This is a genomic window from Variovorax frigidus (assembly GCF_051216515.1).
In the GTDB taxonomy this organism is placed as follows: domain Bacteria; phylum Pseudomonadota; class Gammaproteobacteria; order Burkholderiales; family Burkholderiaceae_C; genus Variovorax.
Genome location: NZ_JBPJZF010000003.1, coordinates 148,515 through 171,391 on the forward strand (window position 1 = coordinate 148,515; position 22,877 = coordinate 171,391).

Annotated in this window: 14 protein-coding genes; 8 read left to right on the top strand and 6 right to left on the bottom strand. The window is 68.3% G+C overall.

From position 1 onward, the window contains the following. Positions 1-70 precede the first annotated feature (70 nt). The gene (locus tag ACSFBC_RS10050) at positions 71-778 is read right to left on the bottom strand and encodes a glutathione S-transferase N-terminal domain-containing protein (RefSeq protein ID WP_435510181.1); all 708 of its coding nucleotides are present in this window, start codon (positions 776-778) and stop codon (positions 71-73) included. A gap of 235 nt (positions 779-1,013) precedes the next feature. On the opposite strand from ACSFBC_RS10050, the gene ACSFBC_RS10055 reads away from it, so the two are divergent. Both ACSFBC_RS10055 and ACSFBC_RS10060 read left to right on the top strand, forming a co-directional pair. Next, positions 1,014-1,499 (top strand): GNAT family N-acetyltransferase, encoded by a 486-nt coding sequence (locus ACSFBC_RS10055; protein WP_435510182.1) that lies wholly within the window; start codon positions 1,014-1,016, stop codon positions 1,497-1,499. After that, complete coding sequence (locus tag ACSFBC_RS10060) at positions 1,496-2,128, top strand: FMN-dependent NADH-azoreductase (protein WP_435510183.1); 633 nt, start codon at positions 1,496-1,498, stop codon at positions 2,126-2,128. Before ACSFBC_RS10055 ends, ACSFBC_RS10060 begins: the two co-directional genes overlap by 4 nt. 85 nt (positions 2,129-2,213) lie before the next feature. Here the strand turns inward: ACSFBC_RS10060 and ACSFBC_RS10065 are convergent, their stop codons facing one another. After that, positions 2,214-4,031, bottom strand: coding sequence for a glutamine--tRNA ligase/YqeY domain fusion protein (locus ACSFBC_RS10065; RefSeq protein ID WP_435510184.1), 1,818 nt, complete (start codon positions 4,029-4,031; stop codon positions 2,214-2,216). Between the two features lie 172 nt (positions 4,032-4,203). On the opposite strand from ACSFBC_RS10065, the gene ACSFBC_RS10070 reads away from it, so the two are divergent. From ACSFBC_RS10070 to ACSFBC_RS10095, 6 genes are all read left to right on the top strand, one after another. Then, complete coding sequence (locus ACSFBC_RS10070) at positions 4,204-4,569, top strand: hypothetical protein (RefSeq protein ID WP_435510185.1); 366 nt, start codon at positions 4,204-4,206, stop codon at positions 4,567-4,569. A gap of 340 nt (positions 4,570-4,909) precedes the next feature. Beyond that, entirely contained in the window at positions 4,910-5,650 is a 741-nt protein-coding gene (locus tag ACSFBC_RS10075) for an STN domain-containing protein (RefSeq protein WP_435510186.1), read from the top strand. Between the two features lie 2 nt (positions 5,651-5,652). Then, positions 5,653-6,165 (top strand): RNA polymerase sigma factor, encoded by a 513-nt coding sequence (locus ACSFBC_RS10080; protein WP_435510187.1) that lies wholly within the window; start codon positions 5,653-5,655, stop codon positions 6,163-6,165. Positions 6,166-6,264: 99 nt separating this feature from the next. Continuing rightward, positions 6,265-7,269 carry a FecR family protein gene (locus ACSFBC_RS10085; protein WP_435510188.1) on the top strand — a complete coding sequence of 335 codons (1,005 nt, stop codon included), beginning with the start codon at positions 6,265-6,267 and terminating at the stop codon, positions 7,267-7,269. Between the two features lie 316 nt (positions 7,270-7,585). Beyond that, positions 7,586-19,258: a filamentous haemagglutinin family protein gene (locus ACSFBC_RS10090; protein WP_435510189.1), complete on the top strand. Its 11,673-nt coding sequence runs from the start codon at positions 7,586-7,588 to the stop codon at positions 19,256-19,258. Between the two features lie 80 nt (positions 19,259-19,338). Further along, on the top strand, positions 19,339-20,082 hold the full coding sequence (locus ACSFBC_RS10095) for an RNA polymerase sigma factor (RefSeq protein ID WP_435510190.1): 744 nt from the start codon (positions 19,339-19,341) through the stop codon (positions 20,080-20,082). A 3-nt stretch (positions 20,083-20,085) separates the two neighbouring features. Here ACSFBC_RS10095 and ACSFBC_RS10100 read toward each other — a convergent pair whose 3' ends face one another. Genes ACSFBC_RS10100 through ACSFBC_RS10115 form a run of 4 tightly spaced genes read right to left on the bottom strand, consistent with a single transcriptional unit; the run spans position 20,086 to position 22,800 of the window. Next, positions 20,086-20,904, bottom strand: coding sequence for a LytR/AlgR family response regulator transcription factor (locus tag ACSFBC_RS10100; RefSeq protein ID WP_435510191.1), 819 nt, complete (start codon positions 20,902-20,904; stop codon positions 20,086-20,088). Continuing rightward, positions 20,901-21,968: a sensor histidine kinase gene (locus tag ACSFBC_RS10105; protein ID WP_435510192.1), complete on the bottom strand. Its 1,068-nt coding sequence runs from the start codon at positions 21,966-21,968 to the stop codon at positions 20,901-20,903. Before ACSFBC_RS10105 ends, ACSFBC_RS10100 begins: the two co-directional genes overlap by 4 nt. Next, entirely contained in the window at positions 21,965-22,261 is a 297-nt protein-coding gene (locus tag ACSFBC_RS10110; RefSeq protein WP_435510193.1) for a 2TM domain-containing protein, read from the bottom strand. The genes ACSFBC_RS10105 and ACSFBC_RS10110 overlap by 4 nt, the downstream gene beginning before the upstream one ends. An 11-nt stretch (positions 22,262-22,272) precedes the next feature. Next, the gene (locus ACSFBC_RS10115) at positions 22,273-22,800 is read right to left on the bottom strand and encodes a DUF6622 family protein (protein ID WP_435510194.1); all 528 of its coding nucleotides are present in this window, start codon (positions 22,798-22,800) and stop codon (positions 22,273-22,275) included. Positions 22,801-22,877: the final 77 nt, after the last annotated feature.

Sequence of the window (22,877 nt, forward strand, 5' to 3'; positions counted from 1 at the left end):
AGCGTCTGTCTCTCGATCGAAAAAAGGGACGCCGGGTGGCGTCCCTTTGCATTTCAGCGGATGGCCGCGCTCAGCCGCGCGCCGGAATCGCCAAACCCTTGATCACCGCCGGCCGGGCCACGAAGGCTTCGAGCACGCGGTTCAGGTTGGGGAAATTCTCGAAGCCCACCAGCTCGCGCGCTTCGTAGAAGCCGATCAGGTTGCGCACCCACGGGAAGGTCGCGATGTCGGCGATGCTGTAGTCGGCGCCCAGGATCCAGTCGCGGCCGGTCAGCCGCTGTTCCAGCACACCGAGCAGACGCTTCGATTCCGCGACGTAGCGGTCGCGCGGACGCTTGTCCTCGTAGGCCTTGCCGGCGAACTTGTGGAAGAAGCCGAGCTGGCCGAACATCGGGCCGATCCCGCCCATCTGGAACATCACCCACTGCAGCGCCTCGTAGCGGCCGGCGGCATCCTGGGGCATGAAGCGCCCCGTCTTCTCCGCGAGATAGAACAGGATCGCGCCCGACTCGAACAGCGCGAGCGGCCGGCCGCCGGGTCCGTCCGGGTCGATGATCGCGGGGATCTTGTTGTTCGGGTTCAACGAGACGAAGGCCGGCGACAGCTGGTCGTTGGTCTCGAAGCTCACCAGGTGCGGCTCGTAGGGCAGGCCCAGTTCCTCGAGCAGGATCGACACCTTCACGCCGTTGGGCGTGGGCAGCGAGTACAACTGGAGGCGCTCCGGGTGCTGGGCGGGCCACTTCTGCGTGATGGGGAAGGCGGAGAGGTCGATGGTCATGGTGTGCGCACGGTGCGAAGAAGAAGGGTGCCGGATGCAGCGGTGAGCGCTGCTGGTCTGGATTCTGCATGGCAGCAGGGATCTCGTCCGGGCCCGGGTTTCTGCGCCTGTGGCGGGGCCTCGGGGCCGCCTGTGAGAAAGCGATGGCCCCTTGGTCCGCCGGGCGCCATGGCCCAGTCGCGAAAGCGCGTTCTTGGCTCTACCGCGACCGGGGCGTGCTGCCTAGAGTCGCTGCATGACCGAAGCCCAACCCCTTTACTCCCCGCCGATCGACGCCACCCTGCGCCATGCCGAGACCGATGCCGAACTGCGCGCCTGCTGGCCCGTGATGCAGCAGTTGCGGCCGCACCTGCAGAGCGCCGACGACTTCATCGCCCGCGTGCACCGCATGCGGAACGACGGCTACCGCCTGCTCGCCGTGTGGCAGGGCGACACACCGCGCGCGCTGGCGGGCTATCGGCTGCAGGAGAACCTGGTCTATGGCGGGCGCTTCCTCTACGTCGACGATCTCGTCACCGACGAGGCGGCGCGCGGCACGCAATGGGGCGCGCGTTTGATCGAGGCCACCACGCGCGTTGCGAATGAGGCCGGCTGCGTTCGGTTCGTGCTCGACACGGGTTTGTCGAACGCGCTGGCGCAGCGTTTCTACTTCCGCCAGGGACTGCTGACCGAGGCGATCCGTTTCGGCCGCACGCTGGGCGCTGCGGGGGCCGCCGCATGAAGAAGATCCTGCACATCGTCTGCAGCCCGCGCGCCGAGGGCTCGCACAGCACGCGCTTCTCTTCGCAGATCGTCGAGCGCCTGGTGGCGAAGCATCCGCAGGCCCAGGTGGTCGTGCGCGACCTCGCCGCCGTGCCGCTGCCGCAGGTCGACAGCGACTACGCCCACACACTGGCCGGCGCCCGGCCCGACGTGGCCGCGCCGGGTTCGCTCGCGCGCTCCGACCACCTGATCGCCGAGCTCGAACACGCCGACGCCGTCGTCATCGGCACGCCGATGCACAACTACACCGTGCCGTCTTCGCTCAAGGCCTGGATCGACCACGTGCTGCGCATCGGCCGCACCTTCGTGCCCACGCCCGAGGGCAAGAAGGGCCTGTTGCCCGACCGGCCGGTGTATGTGGCCGTGGCCTCGGGCGGCCTCTACCTGGGCGAGCACGCGCGCCAGCCGGATTTCCTCACGCCCTACCTGAAGGCTGCGCTGGGTACGGTCGGTTTGCGTACCTTGCACTTCTTTGCGCTGCAGGGGATGGTGCGAGGGGAGGAGGCTGTGGCGGCGGAGTGGCGAGGGGCGATGGCCCGACTCGATGTTCAATTGCCTTTGCTGTGCGCGACAGCGTCGGCCGCTTGAGATGCGGACCATCGCGCTCGTGCATCCGCCGCGACGGTCGGCAGTCCGGTGACACGGCCGCAAAGCACGTGTCACCGCATGGGGTTCACTTTCCCCAGCCGTCCCGCATCCCCGCCGCCCGATTGAAGACGCGCGCACCGTTGGCGCTCGCCTTCGAATCGACCACGAAGTAGCCGTGGCGCTCGAACTGGAAGCCCGCGCCGCCGGCCTCGGCGCCCGCCAGTGAAGGCTCGACGAAGGCCGTGATCGTGCTCAGGCTGTTCTTGTTGAGTTCTTCCAGCAGCTCGCCGCCGCCCGGCCTCTCCGCCGCGAAGAGCCGTTCGTACAGGCGCACTTCGGCCGGCACCGCATCGGCGACGGCGACCCAGGTGATGTTGCCCTTGACCTTGACCGCATCGGCACCCGGCGTGCCGCTCTTGGTGTCGGGCACCAGCGTGGCCTGGATTTCGAGCAGCTTGCCGTCGGCGTCGCGCGTGGCGCCGGTGCATTCGATGGTGTGGCCGTATTTCAGGCGCACCTTGTTGCCCGGGAACAGGCGGAAGAAGCCCTTGGGCTGCACGTCCTCGTAGTCGGTGCGTTCGACCCAGACCTCGCGGCCGATCTTGAAGTGGCGCAGGCCGGCTTGCGCGTCGCGCGGGTTCAGGGGCGCGGTGCAGTCGTCGAGCACCGCGTCGCCGCCCATCAGTTCGCCCCAGTTGGTGATCACCAGCTTGACCGGGTCGAGCACGGCCATGGCGCGCGGGGCGATCGGGTCGAGCGTGTCGCGCAGCGCCGCCTCCAGGCTCGCGTAGTCGATCCAGCCGCCGGACTTGGTCACCCCGCTGCGTTCGCAGAACAGCTTGAGCGCCTCGGGCGTGTAGCCGCGGCGGCGCAGGCCGGCGAGGGTGGGCATGCGCGGGTCGTCCCAGCCGTCGACGTGGCCTTCCTCGACCAGCTGGCGCAGCCGGCGCTTGCTGGTGATCACGTGGGTCACGTTGAGGCGCGCGAACTCGTACTGGCGCGGGTGCGGGCTGGCGATCAGGCCGCCTTCGGCCAGGCGGTCGAGCAGCCAGTCGTAGAACGGGCGCTGGTCTTCGAATTCCAGTGTGCAGATCGAGTGCGTGATCTGTTCCAGCGCGTCCTCGATGGGATGCGCGAAGGTGTACATCGGGTAGATGCACCAGGTGTCGCCGGTGTTGTGGTGCGTGGCCCGGCGGATGCGGTACAGCGCGGGGTCGCGCATGTTGATGTTGGGGCTCGCCATGTCGATCTTCGCGCGCAGAACGGCGGCGCCGTCCTCGAGCTCGCCGTCGCGCATGGCACGGAAGCGCGCCAGGTTCTCGGCCGGCGTGCGGCTGCGGAAGGGGCTGTCGGTGCCGGGGGTCACGAAGTCGCCGCGGTTGGCGCGCATCTCATCGGGTGTCTGCTCGTCGACGTAGGCCAGGCCGGCCTCGACCAGGTACTCGGCGGCGCGGTACATGAAGTCGAAGTAGTTGCTGGCGAAGTATTCGTGGGGCTGCAGCGTGCCGGGCGCGCTGGGGCGGTCGGCCAGGTAGGTTTCGTAGCCCAGCCACTTCACCGCGTCGCGGATCGAGTCGACGTATTCCTGCTCTTCCTTCTCCGGGTTGGTGTCGTCGAAGCGCAGGTGGCACACGCCCCCGTATTCCTTCGCCATCTCGAAGTTGAGCCAGATGCTCTTGGCGTGGCCGATGTGGAGGTAGCCGTTGGGTTCGGGCGGGAAGCGCATGCGGACCTGGGCCGGGTCGGCCATGCCCTGTGCATGGTGGGCGGCATCGCCGGGGGAACCGCCCCATTGGCGCTGGGCATAGGTCTTCTGCTCGAGATCGTTTTCGATGACGTGACGCAGGAAATTGCTGGGGGCAGCGGGCGTTTTGCTGCCGCTTTTGTCTACAGGGGAGGTCATGGGATCATTCTAGGCGGCGGGTCGAAGCGTTACCTTTGGCAACGAACTTCACGAGCCCGAGTGAACCTGATTCACAGCTGACGCGTTCAATACATGCAAAGGCGCTTTCCGCCTCCCGTCGACAAGCCGGCGTTTCGCCGGTGACCCGATCCAGTTTTACAGGAGTCCCGTCATGAGCCTCACACGTTCTACCTTCTTCAAATGGGCTGCCGCCGGTGCGGTGGCCGCCGCCGCACTGTTCGGCGCCTCGGCCGCCAGCGCCCGTGGCGACGTCAGCTGGTCCATCGGCATCAACACGCCCGGCGTGGTGTTCGGCGCCCCCGCTCCCACGTACTACGCGCCGCCGCCAACCTACTACGCACCGCCGCCGACCTACTACGCGCCGCCGCCGCCGGTGTATTACCGGCCCGCCCCGGTCTATTACGCGCCGCCGCCGGTGTATTACCGTCCGGCCCCCGGCTATTACCGGGGCGGCGACCGCGGCGGCCACCGCGGCGGCTACTATCGCCACGACCACGGTCGCCGCGACTGGCGCTGAACCCGGACGACAGGGCGCCGTGCGCGCGCCTGCGCTTCCCCAAGCCGACCTCCTTCCGGAGGCCGGCTTTTTCATTTAACCATGACGTCAGCACCGAATTTGGCTGACGTTCGCTAAGGCTCGCCACAGCGAGTCAGGCCCAGCCCCAGTCCGGCGTTGCCGGGAGGTCGGGGGCTCGATGGCATATGTAACCAAATGGTCACGATCGGCTGCCACCATGGCACTTCCTGAATGGTGCCCAACCCTTGCCGAGCCGATCCCCTCTTCTGTCAGTGTGTCCGCGCCGCCGGTGCAGGGTTGACGTCGCCCGTGGCAATGCAGGGCACGAGGGTTGGCCTGGATGCGATTTCCCCCAGCCGCGCTGATCCGCCACGGCGCTGCGTGGTGGGGCGCCTGCGCGCTGCTGGCCTGTGTTCCGGCGCAGGCGTCGGAGGGACACGATGCCCCTGCTGAGGGCGCGTCCGGGATCGCGTCATCCAATGCAGCCGGACTGCCGATCCAATTCGACATTCCCGCCCAGACGCTTGCCACTGCGCTGGACCGATTCGCAGCGCTATCCGGCCGGTCTGCACTGTTCAGCAGCACCTTGGCTGTCGGTCGTACTGCGCCGTCGGTGCATGGCCGCTACACGCCATTGGATGCCCTGCGCCGGCTGCTCGAAGGCACGGGCCTGACGGCGGAGGAAGTGATCACAGGCTCGCTGTCCGCTTTGGTGGTGAAGCAAGCCAGCCCGCAGGCGCTGGCGAGCGCGGCGGCACAGCGGGCTGCCGCGCAAGACCGGCTACGGGCGTACGACAGCCTGTTGCAGGCTCGGGTATGGGAAGCGCTCTGCGCCGATCCCCGGACGGCACGACAAGACTACCAATCCCTGATTCGCTTCCAGGTGGGCGCCGGCGGCCAAGTCACGGGCGCCGAATTGCTCGGCACGACCGGCGAGCGGAGGCGCGATGCCGCCTTGGTGTCGGCACTGGGCCGCGTGCAGATCGGTCGTGCGCCACCGCCCGATCTGGCGCAACCCGTCACCCTGCTGATTCTGCCCCCGCAGGATGGCGGACCGGCCTGTGCAGCGGAGGCGACATAGCCATGTCCGAAGAGGTCCGACTCCAACTGCTGGATTTCCTGACCCGGAACTATGGCGATCTGCGGCGTCGCCTGACCCGGCACATGCGCAGCCCGGAACTCGCGGACGACGCGCTGCACGACACCTGGCTGCGCGTGCATCGTCTGGAAAATCAGACACCTGTGCTGAATCCGCGCGGTTTCCTGCTGCGGATGTCGGTCAACATCGCCATCAACAACCTGCGCAACCAGGGCAGCGCCGTGCCACGCAGCGAGGTCGATGCCCTGCTGGAAGTCGCCGACCCGGCACCTGGGCCCGAACAAACCGTCGTTGCGCGCTCGGAGATGGCGGCGCTGCTGGAGATCATCCAGCGCATGCCGCAGCGTCGCCGTGACGTGCTGCTGCTGGTGCGATGGGAGGGCATGGCGCAGAAGGACGTCGCCAAGCGCCTGGGCGTGTCGCTGCGCACGGTCGAACTGGAGCTGAAGTTGGCCAACGACCATTGCGCGGCTCGCATGGCCCGCAGCAATAAATAGCGGGTTTGGACGATGCGAAGTGTCTTCTTGGGAAGGGATCACCCAAACTGCCATTCAGGGCAAGCGGTGCGGCCCAGTATCACGCGATGAAATGACAGGATGAAGACCCCCATGCCCGCTTTGGATGATGATCAGGTGCCAACCGATGTGCTCCGCGAGGAAGCCCGCATCTGGTTGAGCCGTCTGGCCATCGGCGAGATCAAGCAAGTGGAACTGCAGGCATTCAAGCGGTGGCAGCGCACCAGTGCCGCCCACGCCGCGGCCTTCGAGGACGCCAAGTACCAATGGCAGACGATGAAGCCGGCCGTGGGCGAATTGCTGCGCACCGATTCGAAGATCGCCGCCCGCCACGAACGCCTGGTGCGCGGAGAGAGGGTCATGGGGCGGCGCGCCTTCCTGGGCGCGGCAGCCAGCGCTGCCGCCGTCGCCGGCGTGGTGGTGATCCATCCGCCACTGGGCCTGTGGCCCTCGCCCGATGAATGGGGCGCCGACTACCGAACGGCCACCGGCGAACAACAGGCTGTGGCCCTGGCGGATCGGGTACGCATCACCCTCAACACCCGTACGAGCATTCGCAAAGGCGCAGTGGGCAGCGATGCCAGCGGGATCGATCTGCTGGCCGGCGAAGCAGCCATTGACCTGAGCGGTACCGTGGCGCCCTTCAGCGTTGTCGCTGGCGTGGGCCGTGCTGTGGCGGAGTCTGGCCGCTTCGAGGTGCGCAATCTGGCCGGCCTCGTCTGCGTGAGTTGCATCGAGGGCGCGCTGCGTGTGGAACATCCGGCGGGTGTTCGCCGCTTGCAGGCCCGGCAACAGACGATCTACAACGCCATCTCGGTCGGCAATGTGGCCGGCATCGAACCGGACGACGTGTCGGCCTGGCGCCGGGGCGAACTGGTCTTCAGGCAGACGCCACTGGCACAAGTGGTGGACGAGATCAATCGCTACCGCCCTGGCCGCCTGATGTTGACGGCGACGTCCAAGCGGGAACTGCCCGTGAGTGGGCGCTTTCGCATCGTCGGTCTGGACGAGGCGATCTTGCAGCTCCAGCACACCTTCGATCTGAAGGCGCGATCGTTCCCTGCCGAGGTGCTGGTGCTCAGCTGAGGTCTTCCTCCTCTGCTTTCTCCCGTCGTCGTTCGCGACGAAATGAGGGGGATCGCATGGGTGTCATTGGCGCGGGACAGTGTGTCCGAGAGTGGGATTGCGCGTGTTTTCGCAGGGCCGTGTCGTCGGTTCTTCTGCCGATCCTCGGCCTGGGTGAAATATTTAGCGGGTTTCGAAGTTGCCGCGTGTCTTGAAGGGAGACGGACCGACCAGCCCCAGGCGTGCAACGCCGACGGTATCGCGGTCCACGTGAACTTGGCTGGCCGACCGGTGCGGACAGCCGATCCGGCATCGCCTCAACTTCGGCAGGAACTCAATGACCACACGCGCACGCAACGGCAAGGATCAATCGAAACGCACCGAGGAGCGGGTGTTCCGCATGGCGCCCATTGCGCGTGCCATCGCCATCACGCTGGCGGCCGGTGGGGTGATCGGCCATGCCCAGGCCCAGCGTGCCTTCAGTCCTGCATGGTTTTCGGACAAGGGGGCGATTCAGAACACGGCCTCGCAAACGGGCCGGCTGCCCAATGGCATGCCCGCGTCCTCGTTGACCAACCCGCCGGGCCAGCAGCAACGCGCCAATGATCAGCTCCAGCGCTCGATCAATAACCTGAATCTGGCTGCACGCGGGATTGCCGCCCAACAGGCCGCGCAGGAAGCCGCACGGAGAGCCGCCGGCCTTGCCCCCTCCGACATACCGGACGGTTTGGGCGAAGGTGGCTTGAAGGTCGATACGAATTCCCTTACCGCCGGCTGGCTCGACGCCAAGGACCCGACGCAGTCGGTGATCGGCGGCAAGACCACGGTGACCATCGAGCAGATCAAGGACAAGGCGATCCTGAACTGGGAGACCTTCAACGTCGGGAAGAACACGACGGTGAAATTCGATCAGCGCGCCGGCACCCACGCCAAGACCGGCGCCAACGAATGGATCGCCCTCAATCGCATCAACGACCCGAGCGGCCGACCCAGCGAAATTGCCGGCCGGATCGAAGCTGACGGCAGCGTCTACCTCATCAACCGCAACGGTGTCGTCTTCACCGGAAGCAGCCAGGTCAACGTGCGCAACCTGGTCGCCTCCAGCCTGAAGCTCAGCGACGAACAGTTTAAGGCCGGCCTCAATGCGCGCCTGGGCGCGAACCCGGGCGACCCAGGCTACTGGAGCGGCCTCGAGATCGCGATGGGGGTTCCCACTTTCGGCGAGAACCCCACCCGGATGCCGGAGGATTCGTCCGTCTTGTTCGATGACATGGGGCCGGCCTTCGATCCCGGCGCGGCCCCGGGCAAGGTCGAGGTGCAGGCGGGCGCGCAGATCACGGGCCAGGGCGGCCACGTCCTGCTGTTCGCACCCAAGGTCAGCAATGCCGGCCGCATCCTGACGCCGGGCGGTCAGACGCTGCTGGCCGCGGGTGAAAACATCTGGCTGGAAGCCAAGGAAATCAGTCCCACCGTGCGCGGCTTCGATGCCGTCGCCTCGGCGGTGCGGCCCTGGGCCTTTCCGGCCAAATATGCCGTCAATCCGCTGGCGGGCACTGCCTACCAGCAATATCTGATCGGACGCATCGTGTCCGACATCATGCCGCTGATGGCGCAGCGCGCGGCCGAGGTCGGCTACAGCGTGCTGAACACCGGCACCATCCAGGCAGAACACGGCGACATCACCATGGTGTCGCGCGAGATCGGCCAGAACGGCATCCTGCAGGCCAGCACGGCGCTGAACAATCAGGCGGGTTCCATCCGTCTGCGCGCCTGGGGCCAGGGCGTCTACAACATCGACAACTCCTTGGACCGCTCCGCCACGCACCTGGTGGCCTGGTCGGGCGGCACGCTGACCCTGGGGCCGGACAGCATCACGCAGGTCGTCAACGATTGGCAGGACCTCACCAAGATCGAAAGCGGTGCCATCGGCCAGCGCTACCAGCCCGGCCGCATCGAGCTCTACGGCAAGACCATCGACGTGCAGGCGCGCGCGCAGGTGACAGCGGCGGCGGGCGACATCGACATTCAGGCCCAGGCCAACCCTGCAGCCCTGCGGCGCAACGCCGAGGTGGGCGATGGCAGCCGCATCCTCATCGGTGAAGGGGCCACCATCAGTACCGCCGGACTGCTGGAAATGCCGGTGGACATGGTCAGCAACTTCGTCGAGGCCGAACTGCGCATCAACGAACTGCGCGACTCGCACCTGCAGGCGGACACCTGGCTGTACGGCAGGAAAGTCATCGTGGATCGGCGCAAGTCCGGCACCTTCAGCGGCCTGATGGCGGGCGTTGAATGGGTCACCGACGAATCCGGCAAGGTGGTCAAGGGCTTCTGGGTCGGAACCCCGCTGGCGGACGTGACGGGCTGGGTGGGCAATGGCCTGGTCACTCTGTCCGAATTGGCGGCACGGGGTGGCGACATCACCATCCAATCCAACGGCTCGGTGATCACGCGCCCTGGCTCCATTCTGGATGTGTCCGGCGGCTCGGTGCGCTACGGCGACGGCTGGAATACCGAAACCCTGCTGCGCGGCGCGGACGGGCGCAGCTATCTCATGTCGTCCGCTCCGGCGGACATGACCTACGTGGGCATTGCGGGCCAGTACCAGCAGACGCATGCGCGCTGGGGTGTCACGCAGACCTATGTCAGTCCGCTGCTGTCGGGGCGGCGCTGGGAGCCGGGCTACGAGGAGGGCCGGGAGGCAGGTTCGATCGAGATCCTGGCCGGCAGTGCCTTCATTCTGGAAGGCGAGTTCAGGGGCTCGGTGCAGCCGGGCGACCGGGCACAGCAGCAGGCCGACCTGCCCCGGGCCGGCCGCCTGACGCTGGGCTCCGACCGGGCGCAGGAGGGCATGTGGACCCTGGGCCAGGTCGTCATCAGCGACAGGCCCGCGCTGCTGCCGACCAATTTCGCCATCGACAGCCTGTTGGGAGAGGACGCCTTCCTCGCCGAGCCGGAAGGGCAATCCCCCGGCGCGGGCGCGGGTCCGCACCGCACCACCTGGCTGTCGGCCGCGGGGCTGAGCCGTTCCGGTCTGGGGACCATTGCGTTGAACCTGAGCACCGGCTTCGCGCTGGAAGAAGACGCGGTGGTGAACCTGGCGCCGGGCGCCAGCTTCACGGCCGCGGTCTACGACGGCCAGGGCAACCCCGGAAATTTCGACATCCAGGGCAGCCTCATCGCACCGGGCGGCGCCATCAACCTGAGCGCCGGCGGCGTCGCGGACAGCGTGCTGCGCCTGGGCGCCAACAGCCTGCTGAGCGTCGCGGGCCAGTGGATCAACGACACCGCCGGTGGCGTCACGCTGGGCCGCGCCATCCACGGCGGCGCCATTGCCCTGGGCACGCCATCGAAGGAGGGCCTGGGCACGGTGTACGGCAAGGTGGAGGTGGCCGCCGGTGCGACGCTGGACGTGTCCGGCGGAGGCTGGTTGCCCGGTGCCGCGTCAGGGGGCAGGGTAGGCAAGACGCGGGCCGGCGACGGCGGCGCCATGACCCTGATGGCCTTGGACAGCACGGCGCTCCATACGCTGGACCTGCGCGGCTGGTCGGGGGGCGATGCATCCCGGCTCACCATCAGGGCCACCGGCGACGTGCAGGTCGGCGGCGCGGCGCCTGCCGCCGCGGACACGCTGCACCTGCCGGAAACCCTGTTCGCCGAACGCGGCTTCGGCGCGATCGGCATCCGCTCGATCGGCGGGGACATCGTGGTCGCAGATGGCGCCAGGGTGCACCTCCAGCCGATGGGTTGGGACATGCCTGCGGCCGTGTCGGCGCTGCGGGCGCTGCCCAGCGGAAGCTCACTGGGCCAGACCTTGGCCCCTGTGGCGCTGGACGAACTGAGCGGACAGGACCGCGCTGCGCGCGCGCCCGGCAGCTTGTCGCTGGCCACCGCCGCGTCCGGCGGGGGCATCCGCATCGACGCGGGCGCCAGCATCCAGGTGGAAGCCGGCGGCGCGGTGTCCCTGGACGCGGACGGGTCCGAGCAGTTCGCTTCCGTGGTCGTGGCCGGCCGCATTCTGGCGCCTGCGGGCACGCTGAACATCCGTGCCAAGAACACCTTGACGCTGGCCGACGGGGCCGAGCTGCTGCTGCCCGGGGCGGCGCAGATCTTCTACGATCCCGCCACGCAGTTGCACAAGGGCCAGGTGCTGCCGGGTGGCAAGGTCACGTTGAACGCCGGCACGCTGGACGCGCAGACGGGCGCCCTGATCGACGTATCGGGCACGCGGGGCTCGGTGGACTACTGGGATCGCGACGCGGGTGTGTTCGGCGCGCGCCGTCGCGTGACGCAGGAATGGGGGAGTGGCGGCGGTGAGGTGGCGATTGCGGCAGCGAGCGGCGGCGCCATCAACGCCACGCTCCGCGCCCACGGCGGCAATGCGCAGGCGGCGGGCGGCTCCTTGTCCATCATGGACACCAGTTCGGCCGGGAGTCCGACCGGGGATCTGGTGGCGCCGGACATCGGCTCCTTCCTCTTCTACAAGAATCCGGCCGGAACCTACACGTTCGACGGAGAAAGCTATTCGCGAATCATCGGCACCAGCGGCAACCTCGACGTGCGCGACGAGTATGCCGGCGAGGTCAAGATGGCGAGCGCCATGCGCACCGCGATCAACAGTTCGCTGCCGACGTTGGTTTCCAGCAGCAACGGGCTGGTCATCGACGCGGGCACGGCGCTTGTTGCGGGGCCGGGTGGGGGCATGGCGCCGTCGGAATACAACCCGACCATCGACCAGCGGGTGGTTGACCTGCTCAACAAGTATTTCTGGAGCGGGACCGGAACGGCACTGAGCCACAAGATCAACATCGGCAACATCGCCACCAGGGACAGCACCCTGCACGTATCGGCGGGGGTGCTGCAAAACACAGGCTTCTCGGCGGTGGATCTGCATTCCACGCAAGTGGGTGTGCAGTTGTCCCGCGGTGTGGATGTGAACGTCGACGGTCGCTTGAGCATCACCGCCCCGGTCATCAGGAGCGACGGGCAGGGCGGCGTGGCGCGCCTGCATGCCAACCACCTGCAACTGAAACCGTTGGCGGGCACCGTCAGCGCCGCGGCCGGCAAAGCTGGTCAATTGATCCTGTCGGCCAGCCAAGCCATCGACATTGTGGGCAGCAGCGTGAAGGGTGGGAGTGGCGACGCGCAGTCCGTCAAGCTGCAGGGCTTCGAGCGCACGGCGCTGGAGACCGGCGATCTGCGCTTCGTGGCGGGGGCCTACAGCGAAGGCGGCACCGACTACGACAACGCCCAGCTCAGGGCCACGCTGGTGGTGGATGGCGCGCTGGAAATCAAGGCTGCACAGGTCTACCCGGCCACGGCCGTCACGGCGGAGATCAAGGCGGGCGAGTCCATCACGGTGCGCGGCAACGGCGCTGCCTCCGCGCCGCTGTCGGCTGGCGGCAGCCTGACGCTGACCGCGCCCGTCATCGAACAATACGGCGTGCTGCGTGCGCCTTTCGGTCAGCTTGCGCTGAACGCCGGCAACCGCCTGGTGCTGGGGGCGGACAGCCTGACCTCGGTTTCCGGCGCGGGCCTGCGCGTGCTCTACGGCACCCTGCGCAACGCCGAATACTGGCTGGACCCGGCCAACCCCTCGGGCCGCAACCAGGTCAATGGTGGCGATTCCACCTATCTGGACGAAAACCGCTACCTGTCGTCCCTGCCGGAAAAGCGCGTGTCCCTGCAAGCGCCGGATGTGGCAATGGCCGCAGGTGCGGTGGTTGACATCGCGGGCGGGGGCGACCTGTACGGCTGGGAGCACGTGCCCGGCTCGGGCGGCTCGCACGATGTGCTGACGCTGCCGGGCATGTACGCGGTGATGCCGGGCTACCAGGGCCTGTCGCCCGTGGCCGGCGGCGCGGCGGGCCGGCAGGTCTGGCTGGCCGGCGGCGGCCTGGATGCCGGCTGGTATACGCTGCTGCCGGCACGCTATGCGCTGCTTCCCGGGGCCTTTGCCGTGCAGGGCACAGGCCAGGCTTTGCCGGCCTGGGCCGCGTCCCGCGGCGAGGTGGTCAGCTTGCGTGACGGCTCGATGATCGTGGCCGGGCGGACGCAAGACACGATCGGCGGCGCGCGGGATGCCACGGCCTCGGGCTGGCGTGTCCTGTCCGGCGACCTGGTGCGCCAGGTCAGCGAGTACAACGAAGCCCAGGGCAATGCCTTCTTTGCGTCGGATGCTTTCAAGCTGACGCAGTACCGCCTGACGGGGCAAGACGTCGTGACCCCGCGTCTGGCGCGCGACGGCGGCGCGGTGGTGTTCAAGGCCACCCACGCCCTGACGCTGGACGGCGAATTGCGCGCGCAGCCCGACGCGGGCGGACGGGGCAGCCTGGTGGACATTGCCGCTGCCAAGATCGCCATCGTCGGGGCTGGGCAGGACGACAGCGACCTGCGTGCCGACAACTACCTGATCGTGGATGCCGGCAGCCTGACGCGCTTTGGCGCAGGCAGCTTGCTGGTGGGCGGCACGCGCACGGGCGATGCGCTGGGCCTGCAAGTGGACGTGGCCGCCAGCGATGTGGTGCTGCGCAACACGGCAGGCACGGCGCTGAGCGGACCGGAAGTGATTCTGGCCGCGAAGAATCTGGTGTCGGTCGAGTCGGGCAGCGTGCTGCGCGCGAACGGCCAGGCTTCGGGCGAAGAGGTGGATCTGGTGCTCAAGCCGCAGGTGGCGGCCGTGTGGAGCAACAACAACACGCCGCACGACACCAGCGACGACTACATCACGACACCGTCCAGAGACGCGGGTGCGCTGGTGCGCGTGAGCAGCGGCCAGGCCGTGCGGGCGCTGCGCGAGAACGTGGACACCACGACGGGCGGCCAGGTGCGCATCGGCGCCGGCGCGCTGCTGCAGGGCGTCTCGGCGTTGCTGATCGACGCCACCAACACCACCGAGATGGCAGCCGGCGCGCAGTTGTCGGGCACGGCCCTGTCGGTGGCCGCGAGCCGCATCGGCATCGGTGGAGGCAGCGGCGGCCTGGTGCTGGACGCCGACACGTTGGCGCAGTTGTCGCGCACGCAGGCGCTGACGCTGCACAGCTACGGCAGCCTGGACTTCTATCGTGCGCTGGACATGCGCGGCCTGGCGCAGGTGGTGTTCGACGCTGCGGCCCTGCAAGGCCATGGCGCCCACGCCGTGCAGGTGCAGGCCTCGCACCTGACGCTGCAAAACACCGGCGCGTCCTTGAGCGGCACGGGCACCGGTGGCGGCCGCCTGGAACTGTCGGCAGACGAATTGGTGCTGGGCGCGGGCAACAAGACTGTTTCCGGCTTTGATCAGGTGGTGCTGTCGGCCAACCGGCGCATCGCCGGCGAAGGCGGCGGCGGCCTGGATGCCGGCACGGCGGCGCTGACGCTGCGCACGCCGGTGCTGCAAGGGATGTCCGGCTCGGACCAGACGCTGCGCACTCAGGGCCAACTGGTGTTGCAACAGACGGGGACGGCGCTGGACGCCGTCACGCTGGCCGAACTGGGTCGCGCCAGCCTGGGTGCGCGCCTGGCCCTGTCGGGTCAGGGCGTGGCCGTGGCGCTGCCGGTGCTGGCGCTGGGCGGCAGCATCGCCGTCGATGCCGGCACGGGCGACCTGACGCTGTCCGAGCAGGGCAGCTTGCGCGCGGGTGGCCTGGAAAAAGTCATCTTCGATGTGGCGCAGTACGTGGATGCCGGCCAGATCAGCCTGGCGACCCGGGGGGGCTTGATCGATCTGGCCGCGGGCAGCCTGCTGGACTTGTCCGCCCACCCGGGCGGCGGCGATGCCGGCAGCCTGACGGTGGATGCGTCGGCGGGCGGACGGGTGAACTTCGGCGGCGCCCTGCAAGCACAGGCCGGCGGCCACGGCGGCCGTTTTGCGCTCACCATCGACCAATTGGCCGACTTCGGCGCGCTGGCGCAAACGCTCAACGAGACGGGGTTCAGCCAATCGCGCCAGTTCCGCATCCGCCAGGGCGACCTGACCATCGCGGGCGCCACGCGGGTGGCCGACTTTGAAGTCATCACCGATCGGGGCGCGATCACCGTCGACGGCGCGGCACGCGTCGAAGCCAGCGCCGCCTACGGCGGCAGCATCCGCCTGGTGGGCGGTGGCGGGCTGACGATGCAGGCCGGCGCCGTGCTTGCCGCACACGCCGCCGACGCCGTCGATGGCCTCGGCAGCAGCCGCATCACCCTGGAAGCGGTCGACGGCAAGCTGCATCTTGCCGGTGGCACGCTGGACCTGAGCGGCGGCGAAGGCGGCAAGCTGCGGCTGCGGGCCCAGCGCACCGCAGGCAACGACGGCCTGAACGTCACGGCGCTGAACGCTGTCGTGCAAGGCGCGCGTTCCACGGTGCTGGAAGGCGTGCGCAGCCATGCCAGTGCCGATGGCACGGTGGAATCCGTCAAGGCCACAGCCATCGACGAAGCCAATGCCTTCGTGGGCAATCCCGGCGTGCTTGCGGGCCTGGGCGGCAACGCCGCGGCCTACACGCTGGCCGCAGGCATCGAGATCACCAGCGATGGCAACCTGACGCTGGGCAGCGACTGGAACCTGTTCGACAGCTTCGGCGCGGCTCACCGCGAAGGCACGCTGACGCTGCGCGCCGGCGGCAACCTGAACATCGACGGCCACCTGAGCGATGGTTTCGACGTCGCGGGTCGCGACAACGGCGCAGGCCAGGTGGCGCGCCTGCAGCAGGCGGCCTCGTGGAACCTGCGCCTGGTGTCGGGCGCGGACCTGAGTTCTGTCGATGCGCTGGCCACGCAGGCGCTGGGCGCGTTGGCGCCCGATGTCGGCACGATTCGCGTGGGAACAGCCGACACCGCGCCGGGCGTCGGCGGCGCCGGCAAGCTGGTGCGCACCGGCAGCGGCGACCTGACGGTACGCGCCGGGCGCGACATGGTGCTGGCGCACAAGGAATCCGTGCTCTACACGGCGGGCAGGGCCGAAGCCGATCCAACGCTGGGCGGGCGCTTCAGCACCGCCAGCGTCGATGCCCAGTACGGCATCGAAGGCGGCCACGTGGATATCACGGCCCAAGGCGGCGTGCGGGCACCCATCGCGCAGGGGTCGCGCTCGGACCAGATACTGACCGAATGGTTGTTCCGCCAGGGGCGCTATGGGGGCGAGCTTGGCAGTCCCACCGGCTATTACGATGCGTACAACATGGGCCCTTCTTGGGCACCTGTCATGTCCGCACGCGGCCAGCAGCCAAGTTGGTGGGTGAACTACGCCACCTTCCAGCAGGGCCTGGGCGCGCTGGGCGGCGGCAACCTGCGACTCTCTGCCGGTGGCGATCTGGTCAATCTGGTGGTGGCATTGCCCAGCACCATGCGGGTGACGGGCGGGCGCTCGGCCGGTGATGAGGCGGTGGCCATCGCCACGCGCAACGGCGGGCAGATGCAGGTGACGACGGGCGGCATCCTGAAGGCCGGCCAGTATTACGTGGGCCGTGGCGCGGGCGAGATCGAAGCGAGCGCAAGCGCCGCCGGCTATCGGCTGACCGGGCAGACAAACACCTGGTCCGCAGCCTCGGCCTATGCCTACGACATCGCGCCCGTGCTGGCGCTGTCGGACGCCACGCTCAAGCTGAAAACGCTGGGCGACCTGGTGGTGCAGACCGTGGTCGACCCGATGCAGATACGCCGTACTTTCGTCGATCAGGCCGACCGGGATGTTCAAGGCGGCTCCCATGCGGTCTTGATGAGCGGCTACACCGAGCGCAGCGCCGTCACACTGGTGTCCACCGGTGGCGACGTCAATCTGGTGAATCAGTCCGAATACGTCACGGGCAATGGCGTCGTCGGCCAGAACCCCACCAAGTTGGTGACCGGTGTGATGGACACCAATCTCCAGACAGACATGGTGGGCCTGTATCCCGCCAAGGTGAGCGTGTCAGCCCTGGACGGCAGCGTACTCGTCGGAGGCTTGCTGGCGATGGCACCGGCCAATGTCAGCGACCTGTCGCTGATGGCCGCGCAGGACCTGCGCTTCCTGCGCGGAAGCAGCGCGCTGAATACGGGGACCATCGTCATGACCCAGGCCACGCTGGACAAATGGCCGTCGATCCTCCGTCCGTGGGCGGGCCTCTGGACAATGCTGGACGGTGCCGTGGCGTTTGGGGCGCCGCTGAAGTCGGTGTATTCCGGCTTTGCGGTCACCAATACCTTCATGACGAACAGCCTCAACGGCGGGGAGGTATTCGACAACCCCGATACGCTGCCGATGCAGGCGCATGACTTCACCCCCAGCCGTCTGTACGCCGGCGACGGTTCCATCACCGACCTGAATCTGATCGCGTCCGAATCGGTGCGCGTGCAGGCCGGCACCGACATCCGCAACTTCGAACTGAGCGCGCGCAACCTGCGCGCCACCGACACCACCCGGCTGGCGGCGGGCAACGACATTCTGGCGGTCGCGAACAGACCCCTGTCGCACCGGTACGTGGTCTACGGCGGGTCTCCAGCGTCGTACTACTACGACAGGGGCAGCCGCGTCGCGCTGCAAGGGCCGGGAGAATTGCAGCTGCTGGCCGGGCGCGACATCCAAGGCAACAACCTGTCGCTGTACACCAATGCCAACCGCTATTGGGACTATGTCGCGGCCATGCCGCACGGCGAGGAAGCGAACCTCATCAAGGCCCTGCCCGTCGAAGGCGCCGACATCACCCTGATGGCCGGCATGAACGAAGCCGCCAGCTACGACATCTTCGAGCAGGCCTACCTGAACCCGGCCAATGTGGCCGCGATGCCGGACTACCTGAAGACCACGCTGGCCGACGGCACTGTGCTGCCGCTGTACCTGACCGATGGCGTGGAAACGCGCGAAGACCTGGAGAAGGTCACCCGCCGCGGGCTGGTGTCGTTCGTGGAGCGCATGACAGGGCAGGAAGAACTGTCCCCGCAGCAGTCCTGGGCGCACTACCAGCAGCTGCCGGCGCTGGCGCGCCAGCAGTTCCTGCGCCAGTTGTTCAGCTATGAACTGCGCGAAGGCGGCCGCAACCAGAACATGGCCGATGCCAAGGCGCAGCCGCTCAACGGCGGCTACAACCGGGGCTACGCAGCCATCGACACGCTGTTCCGGACCGCTGATGCGCAGGCGCTGCCCGTGCGCTACGCGCGTGACATTCCGGACGACTGGCAGAGCGACTGGGCCGGCCGGGGCGATATTGCAGCCACGCGCATGGCGGTGCGCACACACCAGGGCGGCGACATCAACGTGTTCACGCCGGGCGGTGGCTTGCAGGTGGCCGCGCTGGGCGCCACGGTGCCCGACGGCTACGGTCTGGTGACGATGGCCTCGCCCGGCCAGATCAATGTCTTTGCCGAGCAGGACATCGTCATCAACCGCTCGCGCCTGCTGTCTTTTGTGTCGAAGGCGCACCCGCTTGGCAGCGACCAGATGCTGTGGGCGACGCGGGGGGATATCGACGCCGGCCGCGGCACCAAGACCGTGCGCGTGGCGCAGGCACCGGACATCACGGTGGACGTGGACGGCAACGTCACCGTGTCGGAGAAGCTGGACATGAGCGGCAGCGGCATCGGCACGGTGGGCGAGGGCGACGTGGACCTGGTGGCGCCGAAGGGCACCATCAACGCTGGCGACGCCGGCATCCGGGTCGCCAGCAACCTCAACATCGCCGCGCTGCAGGTGTTCAACGCCGACAACATTCAGGTCGAAGGCGAAGCGACCGGGCTGCCGGTGGTGGCAACGGTGAACGTGGCTGCCCTGACCAATGCCAGTGCCGCGGCATCGCAAGCTGCAGGTGCGGCGCAGGAAGTCCTGCAGCGCGAGCGTGCATCGGCCCGCCAGAACCTGCCGTCGATCTTCACGGTCCGGGTGCTGGGCTTTGGCACGGAGTCGATGGAGGGCGGCGAGCAAGCGCCGCCACCCAAGCCGGGGCTGCAGTCCGGTGTTCCTTCCTATGACCCGAAGAACCGTGTCCAGGTCCTGGGTCATGGGCAGGATTTCAGACCCGAGTTGCTCTCGCGCCTCACGGCGGAGCAGCGGCGTCTGTTGCAACAGAACCGTTAAGCCCAGCAAGCGCCGTGTTTCTCATCTGTTCCCCGCCCTGGCGGGAACAGACGGAGGAAGCCTTTGCCAAGGATCAGCCCATGACTGCACTTCAACCTGCTTCTACCCCGGCGGGCATCGCGCCGCGCATGAGGCCGCTGCAAGCCGACGCGGTGTCAGGGAGTGGGCGTCACGTTCACCGCGGTCAGCCCATCGTGGACCTGGGCGCCTGGCATTTCCCCGCATCGTTGGAGGAGATGGATGCGGTTTTCCTTGAGACGCCCGCCGAGGACCACGGCGCCGCACTGCGCGAGTTTCTAGCCTCGAACTACACCCGCCTGCACCAGCGCCTGAAGCGCCATCTGGGCTGCTCCGACCAGGCGAGCGACTGCCTGCACGACGCCTGGCTGCGCCTGGGTGAGATGACCCTGTCCGAGCCCGTGCAAAGCCCCGAAGCCTACGTCTACCGGGTGGCCTGCAACGTGGCGATGGACCGCCTGCGCCGCAACCGCAAGTGGCAGTACGCGAGTGACCTGGAGTCCGGACTGGAGGCATTGGCCGATCACTCCCCCGGCCCCGATCTCATCGCAGAAGCCCGTTCCGAGCTGGAAGCGGTCGAGCGCGCCCTGGCGTGCCTGCCTCGCCGCCACCGCTCCGTGCTGATCGGGCTTCGTATCGAGGAGAAGACTCGCCAGGAAGTGGCCGACTGGCTGCGCATCTCCTTGCGCAGCGTGGACACCGCGCTGCGCAAGGCCCTGGACCGTTGCGCCGAAGCTTCCGGCCTGCATCTGGACCCGGCGGCCAAGGGCATGAAAGATCTGGCGGACAGCGGACCTGTTCCCTGAGCCTCACATCGCGCGAAACAGGTGGGCATAGAGCCGGCTCACCGGCAGCACCTCGCTGCGCCCGCGCAGCGTGAGCGACAGTTTGCCGGCGTCGTCGCGGTGCACCGCGGCGATCGCGTCGGCACGCACGGCCACCGCCCGGTGGACCTGGCGGAAGGCGTTGGCGTCGAGTTGCGGCAGCAGTTGCTTGAGGGGCGTGCGGATCAGGTATTCGCGCGTCGCGGTCAGCACGCGCACGTACTTGTCGGCCGCCTCGAAATACTGGACCTCGTCGACCGGCACCATGTGCACCGTCGCGCCCGAGGAGCCGGCCTCGCTGGCCGTGATGAACTTCAGCGGCGTGCCGGCCGGGTCGCCGGCCACGTTCAGCAACTTGCGCCACTGGGCCAGAGTACTGGCCAGCACGTCGTCGTCGGCCACGGCCGTCGAACGGCGCAGCGCCATCGTTTTCTTCAGCCGTGCCACGGTGCGTTTCAGCCGCTCGGCCTGGACCGGCTTGAGGATGTAGTCGATGGCTTGCGCCTCGAAGGCGCGCGCGGCGTACTCGTCGTAGGCGGTGACGAACACCAGCTCCGGAAGCGGGGCCTCGTCGGTCGGCCAGTTGTCGGCCAGTTCGTCCGCGGCGGCCAGGCCGTCGAGGCCGGGCATGCGGATGTCGAGGAATAGGATCTGCGGCAGCAGGCGCAACGCCTCGCGCACCGCGCTGAGGCCGTCGCCCACGCGCGCGACGACCTGCAGTTCGGGCCAGGCGAGCGCGAGCTCTGCGTGGAGGGCTTGCGCGAGCAGGGGCTCGTCCTCGGCGATCAGCGCGGTGGGGTTCATGGCGTCAGGGGGAACGAGATGCTCGCGCAGGTCCCACCCTCGTGCAAGGGGGTCAGTTGCAAGGCGCCTGCGTCTCCGTGCACGGCGGCCAGCCGTTCCCTGACCTGTGTCAGGCCGAAGCCGCCGCCCTCCGATGGTGTGTCGGTCGGCGCGTGGCCCAGGCCGGTGTCGCAGACGTCCAGCACCAGCCGTGCGCCCTCGCGCCGCGCGCGCACCGTGATCTCTCCGCCTTCCACCTGCGGCTCCAGGCCGTGCCGGATGGCGTTTTCCACCAGCGGCTGCAGCAGCAGCGGCGGCACCGGCACCTCGCGCAAGGCCGGGGGCAGGTCGAGCGTGTAGCGCAGCCGCGGCCCCATGCGCACGGCCATCAGTTCGAGGTAGTCGCCCAGCCGGTCGAACTCGGCCGACAGCGGATGCGACAAGGCGCGCGAACCCGACAACGTCACGCGCAGGTAGCTGTTGAGCCGGTCGAGCATGGTCACGGCACGCGGCGGGTCGAGCGTGATCAGCACCCGCAGGTTGGCCAGCGTGTTGAAGAGCATGTGCGGCTCGAGCTGCGTCTCGAGCAGCTTGAGCCGGGCCTCGGTGGCGGCGCGCTGTGCCAGGTCGATCTGGCTTTGCAGGTGCTTGCTCCTGCCCAGGCTGTAGAAGAAGTAGCACACGCCGATGGTGGCGGTGACCGTGATGACGAGCGCGGTGGCCAGCTTGTGGCCGGCGAAATCCAGGAAGTCGAAAGTCGGTGCGCCGACCCAGGCGTCGCCGATGAGGTTGCCGCCCAGGAAGCCGAAGGTCCCGCCGACCACCACCACCAGGTAGCCCCTGTAGCCGAGCGGCCAGCGGATGTCGCGGCCCCGGGTGAGCAGCAGCCTGCCGAGGTCGATGAACAGCCAGCTGATGGTGCCGATGGCCAGCGAATAGACCAGGTGGTCGGCCCAGTCGCCGCCCATGGTGAGGGTCAGCGCGATGGCGATCAGGCAGCAGAAGACGGCGGTGACCAGGCCATGCCGCAGGATGTCCCGAAGGTCTTCGGCAAGGCCCCGGGACGGAGGCTCGGCCAGGCTCATCCGCGCTCCCTGGCGCGCAGTGCGCGGCGTTCTCGTTCCAGCAGCCGGTCGTAGAGTCCGCCGCCGGGCGCGAGCAGCCAGATCGCCGCGCCATGGACCAGCAGGCCCAGGCCCCAGCCCATGAGCGGATAGATCGCCCAGGTGCGGCCGTTGGCGGCCGACAGCGCGACCAGCCCGAGGTTGACAAGCACGTAGACGAAGGCATGGATGTACCAGCCCATCTTGGCGCCGGCGCGGCGGCGGGCCATGCGTTCGATGTCGGGCAGGGTGGTGTTCGAAGCGGTGTGGATCATGGCGATGCGCCTCAGCATAAGGGGTGGGCAACGCCGCTGGCCATCGAATCGGTCGCGAGCGCCAGCTTCCACAGGCGCAGCGCGCGGGCCGCGAACACGCCGGTGAAGGCGCCGTAGAGCGTGGGCACCACCCAGGCGAAGGTGGCCTGGTGCTTCAAGTCGGGGTGCAGGGCCAGGGCCACGCCCACCACGTACTTGGTCAGGAAGATGCCCATCATCAGCATCAGCGGCACGGGGCTGCCGGCCAGATGGAAGCGGCGCGCCACCGCGTCGTAGCGGGTGGTGGCGGGCAGCGGCCGTTGCAGCAGCAGGGCCAGCATCACGGCCGCGGCCACCGCCCAGCCGAGCAGGGCGCCGGGGGAGCCGCCGAAGGCCGAGATCACGCCGTAGAGCGACAGGGCGCCCATGGCGACGGGCATCAGCGTGACGCGGTTCAGGCCCACGCTGTTGGCGAACAACTGCTTCGTGCCGAGCCAGAGCAACAGCGCGAGAACGACGAACACCCACTTGGGGGTGTGGAGGATGACTTGCATCAGCATGGTGGCACTCCGTGGAAGGTTGGGGAGACGGTGGAAGAAGAGGGCGGGAAGCGATGGATCGGACTGTGCCGGGCAGC

Coding starts and splice junctions, on each gene's coding strand:
- ACSFBC_RS10050 (WP_435510181.1), bottom strand. CDS start 778: ATGACCATCGACCTCTCCGCCTTCCCCATCACGCAGAAGTGGCCCGCC.
- ACSFBC_RS10055 (WP_435510182.1), top strand. CDS start 1,014: ATGACCGAAGCCCAACCCCTTTACTCCCCGCCGATCGACGCCACCCTG.
- ACSFBC_RS10060 (WP_435510183.1), top strand. CDS start 1,496: ATGAAGAAGATCCTGCACATCGTCTGCAGCCCGCGCGCCGAGGGCTCG.
- ACSFBC_RS10065 (WP_435510184.1), bottom strand. CDS start 4,031: ATGACCTCCCCTGTAGACAAAAGCGGCAGCAAAACGCCCGCTGCCCCC.
- ACSFBC_RS10070 (WP_435510185.1), top strand. CDS start 4,204: ATGAGCCTCACACGTTCTACCTTCTTCAAATGGGCTGCCGCCGGTGCG.
- ACSFBC_RS10075 (WP_435510186.1), top strand. CDS start 4,910: ATGCGATTTCCCCCAGCCGCGCTGATCCGCCACGGCGCTGCGTGGTGG.
- ACSFBC_RS10080 (WP_435510187.1), top strand. CDS start 5,653: ATGTCCGAAGAGGTCCGACTCCAACTGCTGGATTTCCTGACCCGGAAC.
- ACSFBC_RS10085 (WP_435510188.1), top strand. CDS start 6,265: ATGAAGACCCCCATGCCCGCTTTGGATGATGATCAGGTGCCAACCGAT.
- ACSFBC_RS10090 (WP_435510189.1), top strand. CDS start 7,586: ATGACCACACGCGCACGCAACGGCAAGGATCAATCGAAACGCACCGAG.
- ACSFBC_RS10095 (WP_435510190.1), top strand. CDS start 19,339: ATGACTGCACTTCAACCTGCTTCTACCCCGGCGGGCATCGCGCCGCGC.
- ACSFBC_RS10100 (WP_435510191.1), bottom strand. CDS start 20,904: ATGAACCCCACCGCGCTGATCGCCGAGGACGAGCCCCTGCTCGCGCAA.
- ACSFBC_RS10105 (WP_435510192.1), bottom strand. CDS start 21,968: ATGAGCCTGGCCGAGCCTCCGTCCCGGGGCCTTGCCGAAGACCTTCGG.
- ACSFBC_RS10110 (WP_435510193.1), bottom strand. CDS start 22,261: ATGATCCACACCGCTTCGAACACCACCCTGCCCGACATCGAACGCATG.
- ACSFBC_RS10115 (WP_435510194.1), bottom strand. CDS start 22,800: ATGCTGATGCAAGTCATCCTCCACACCCCCAAGTGGGTGTTCGTCGTT.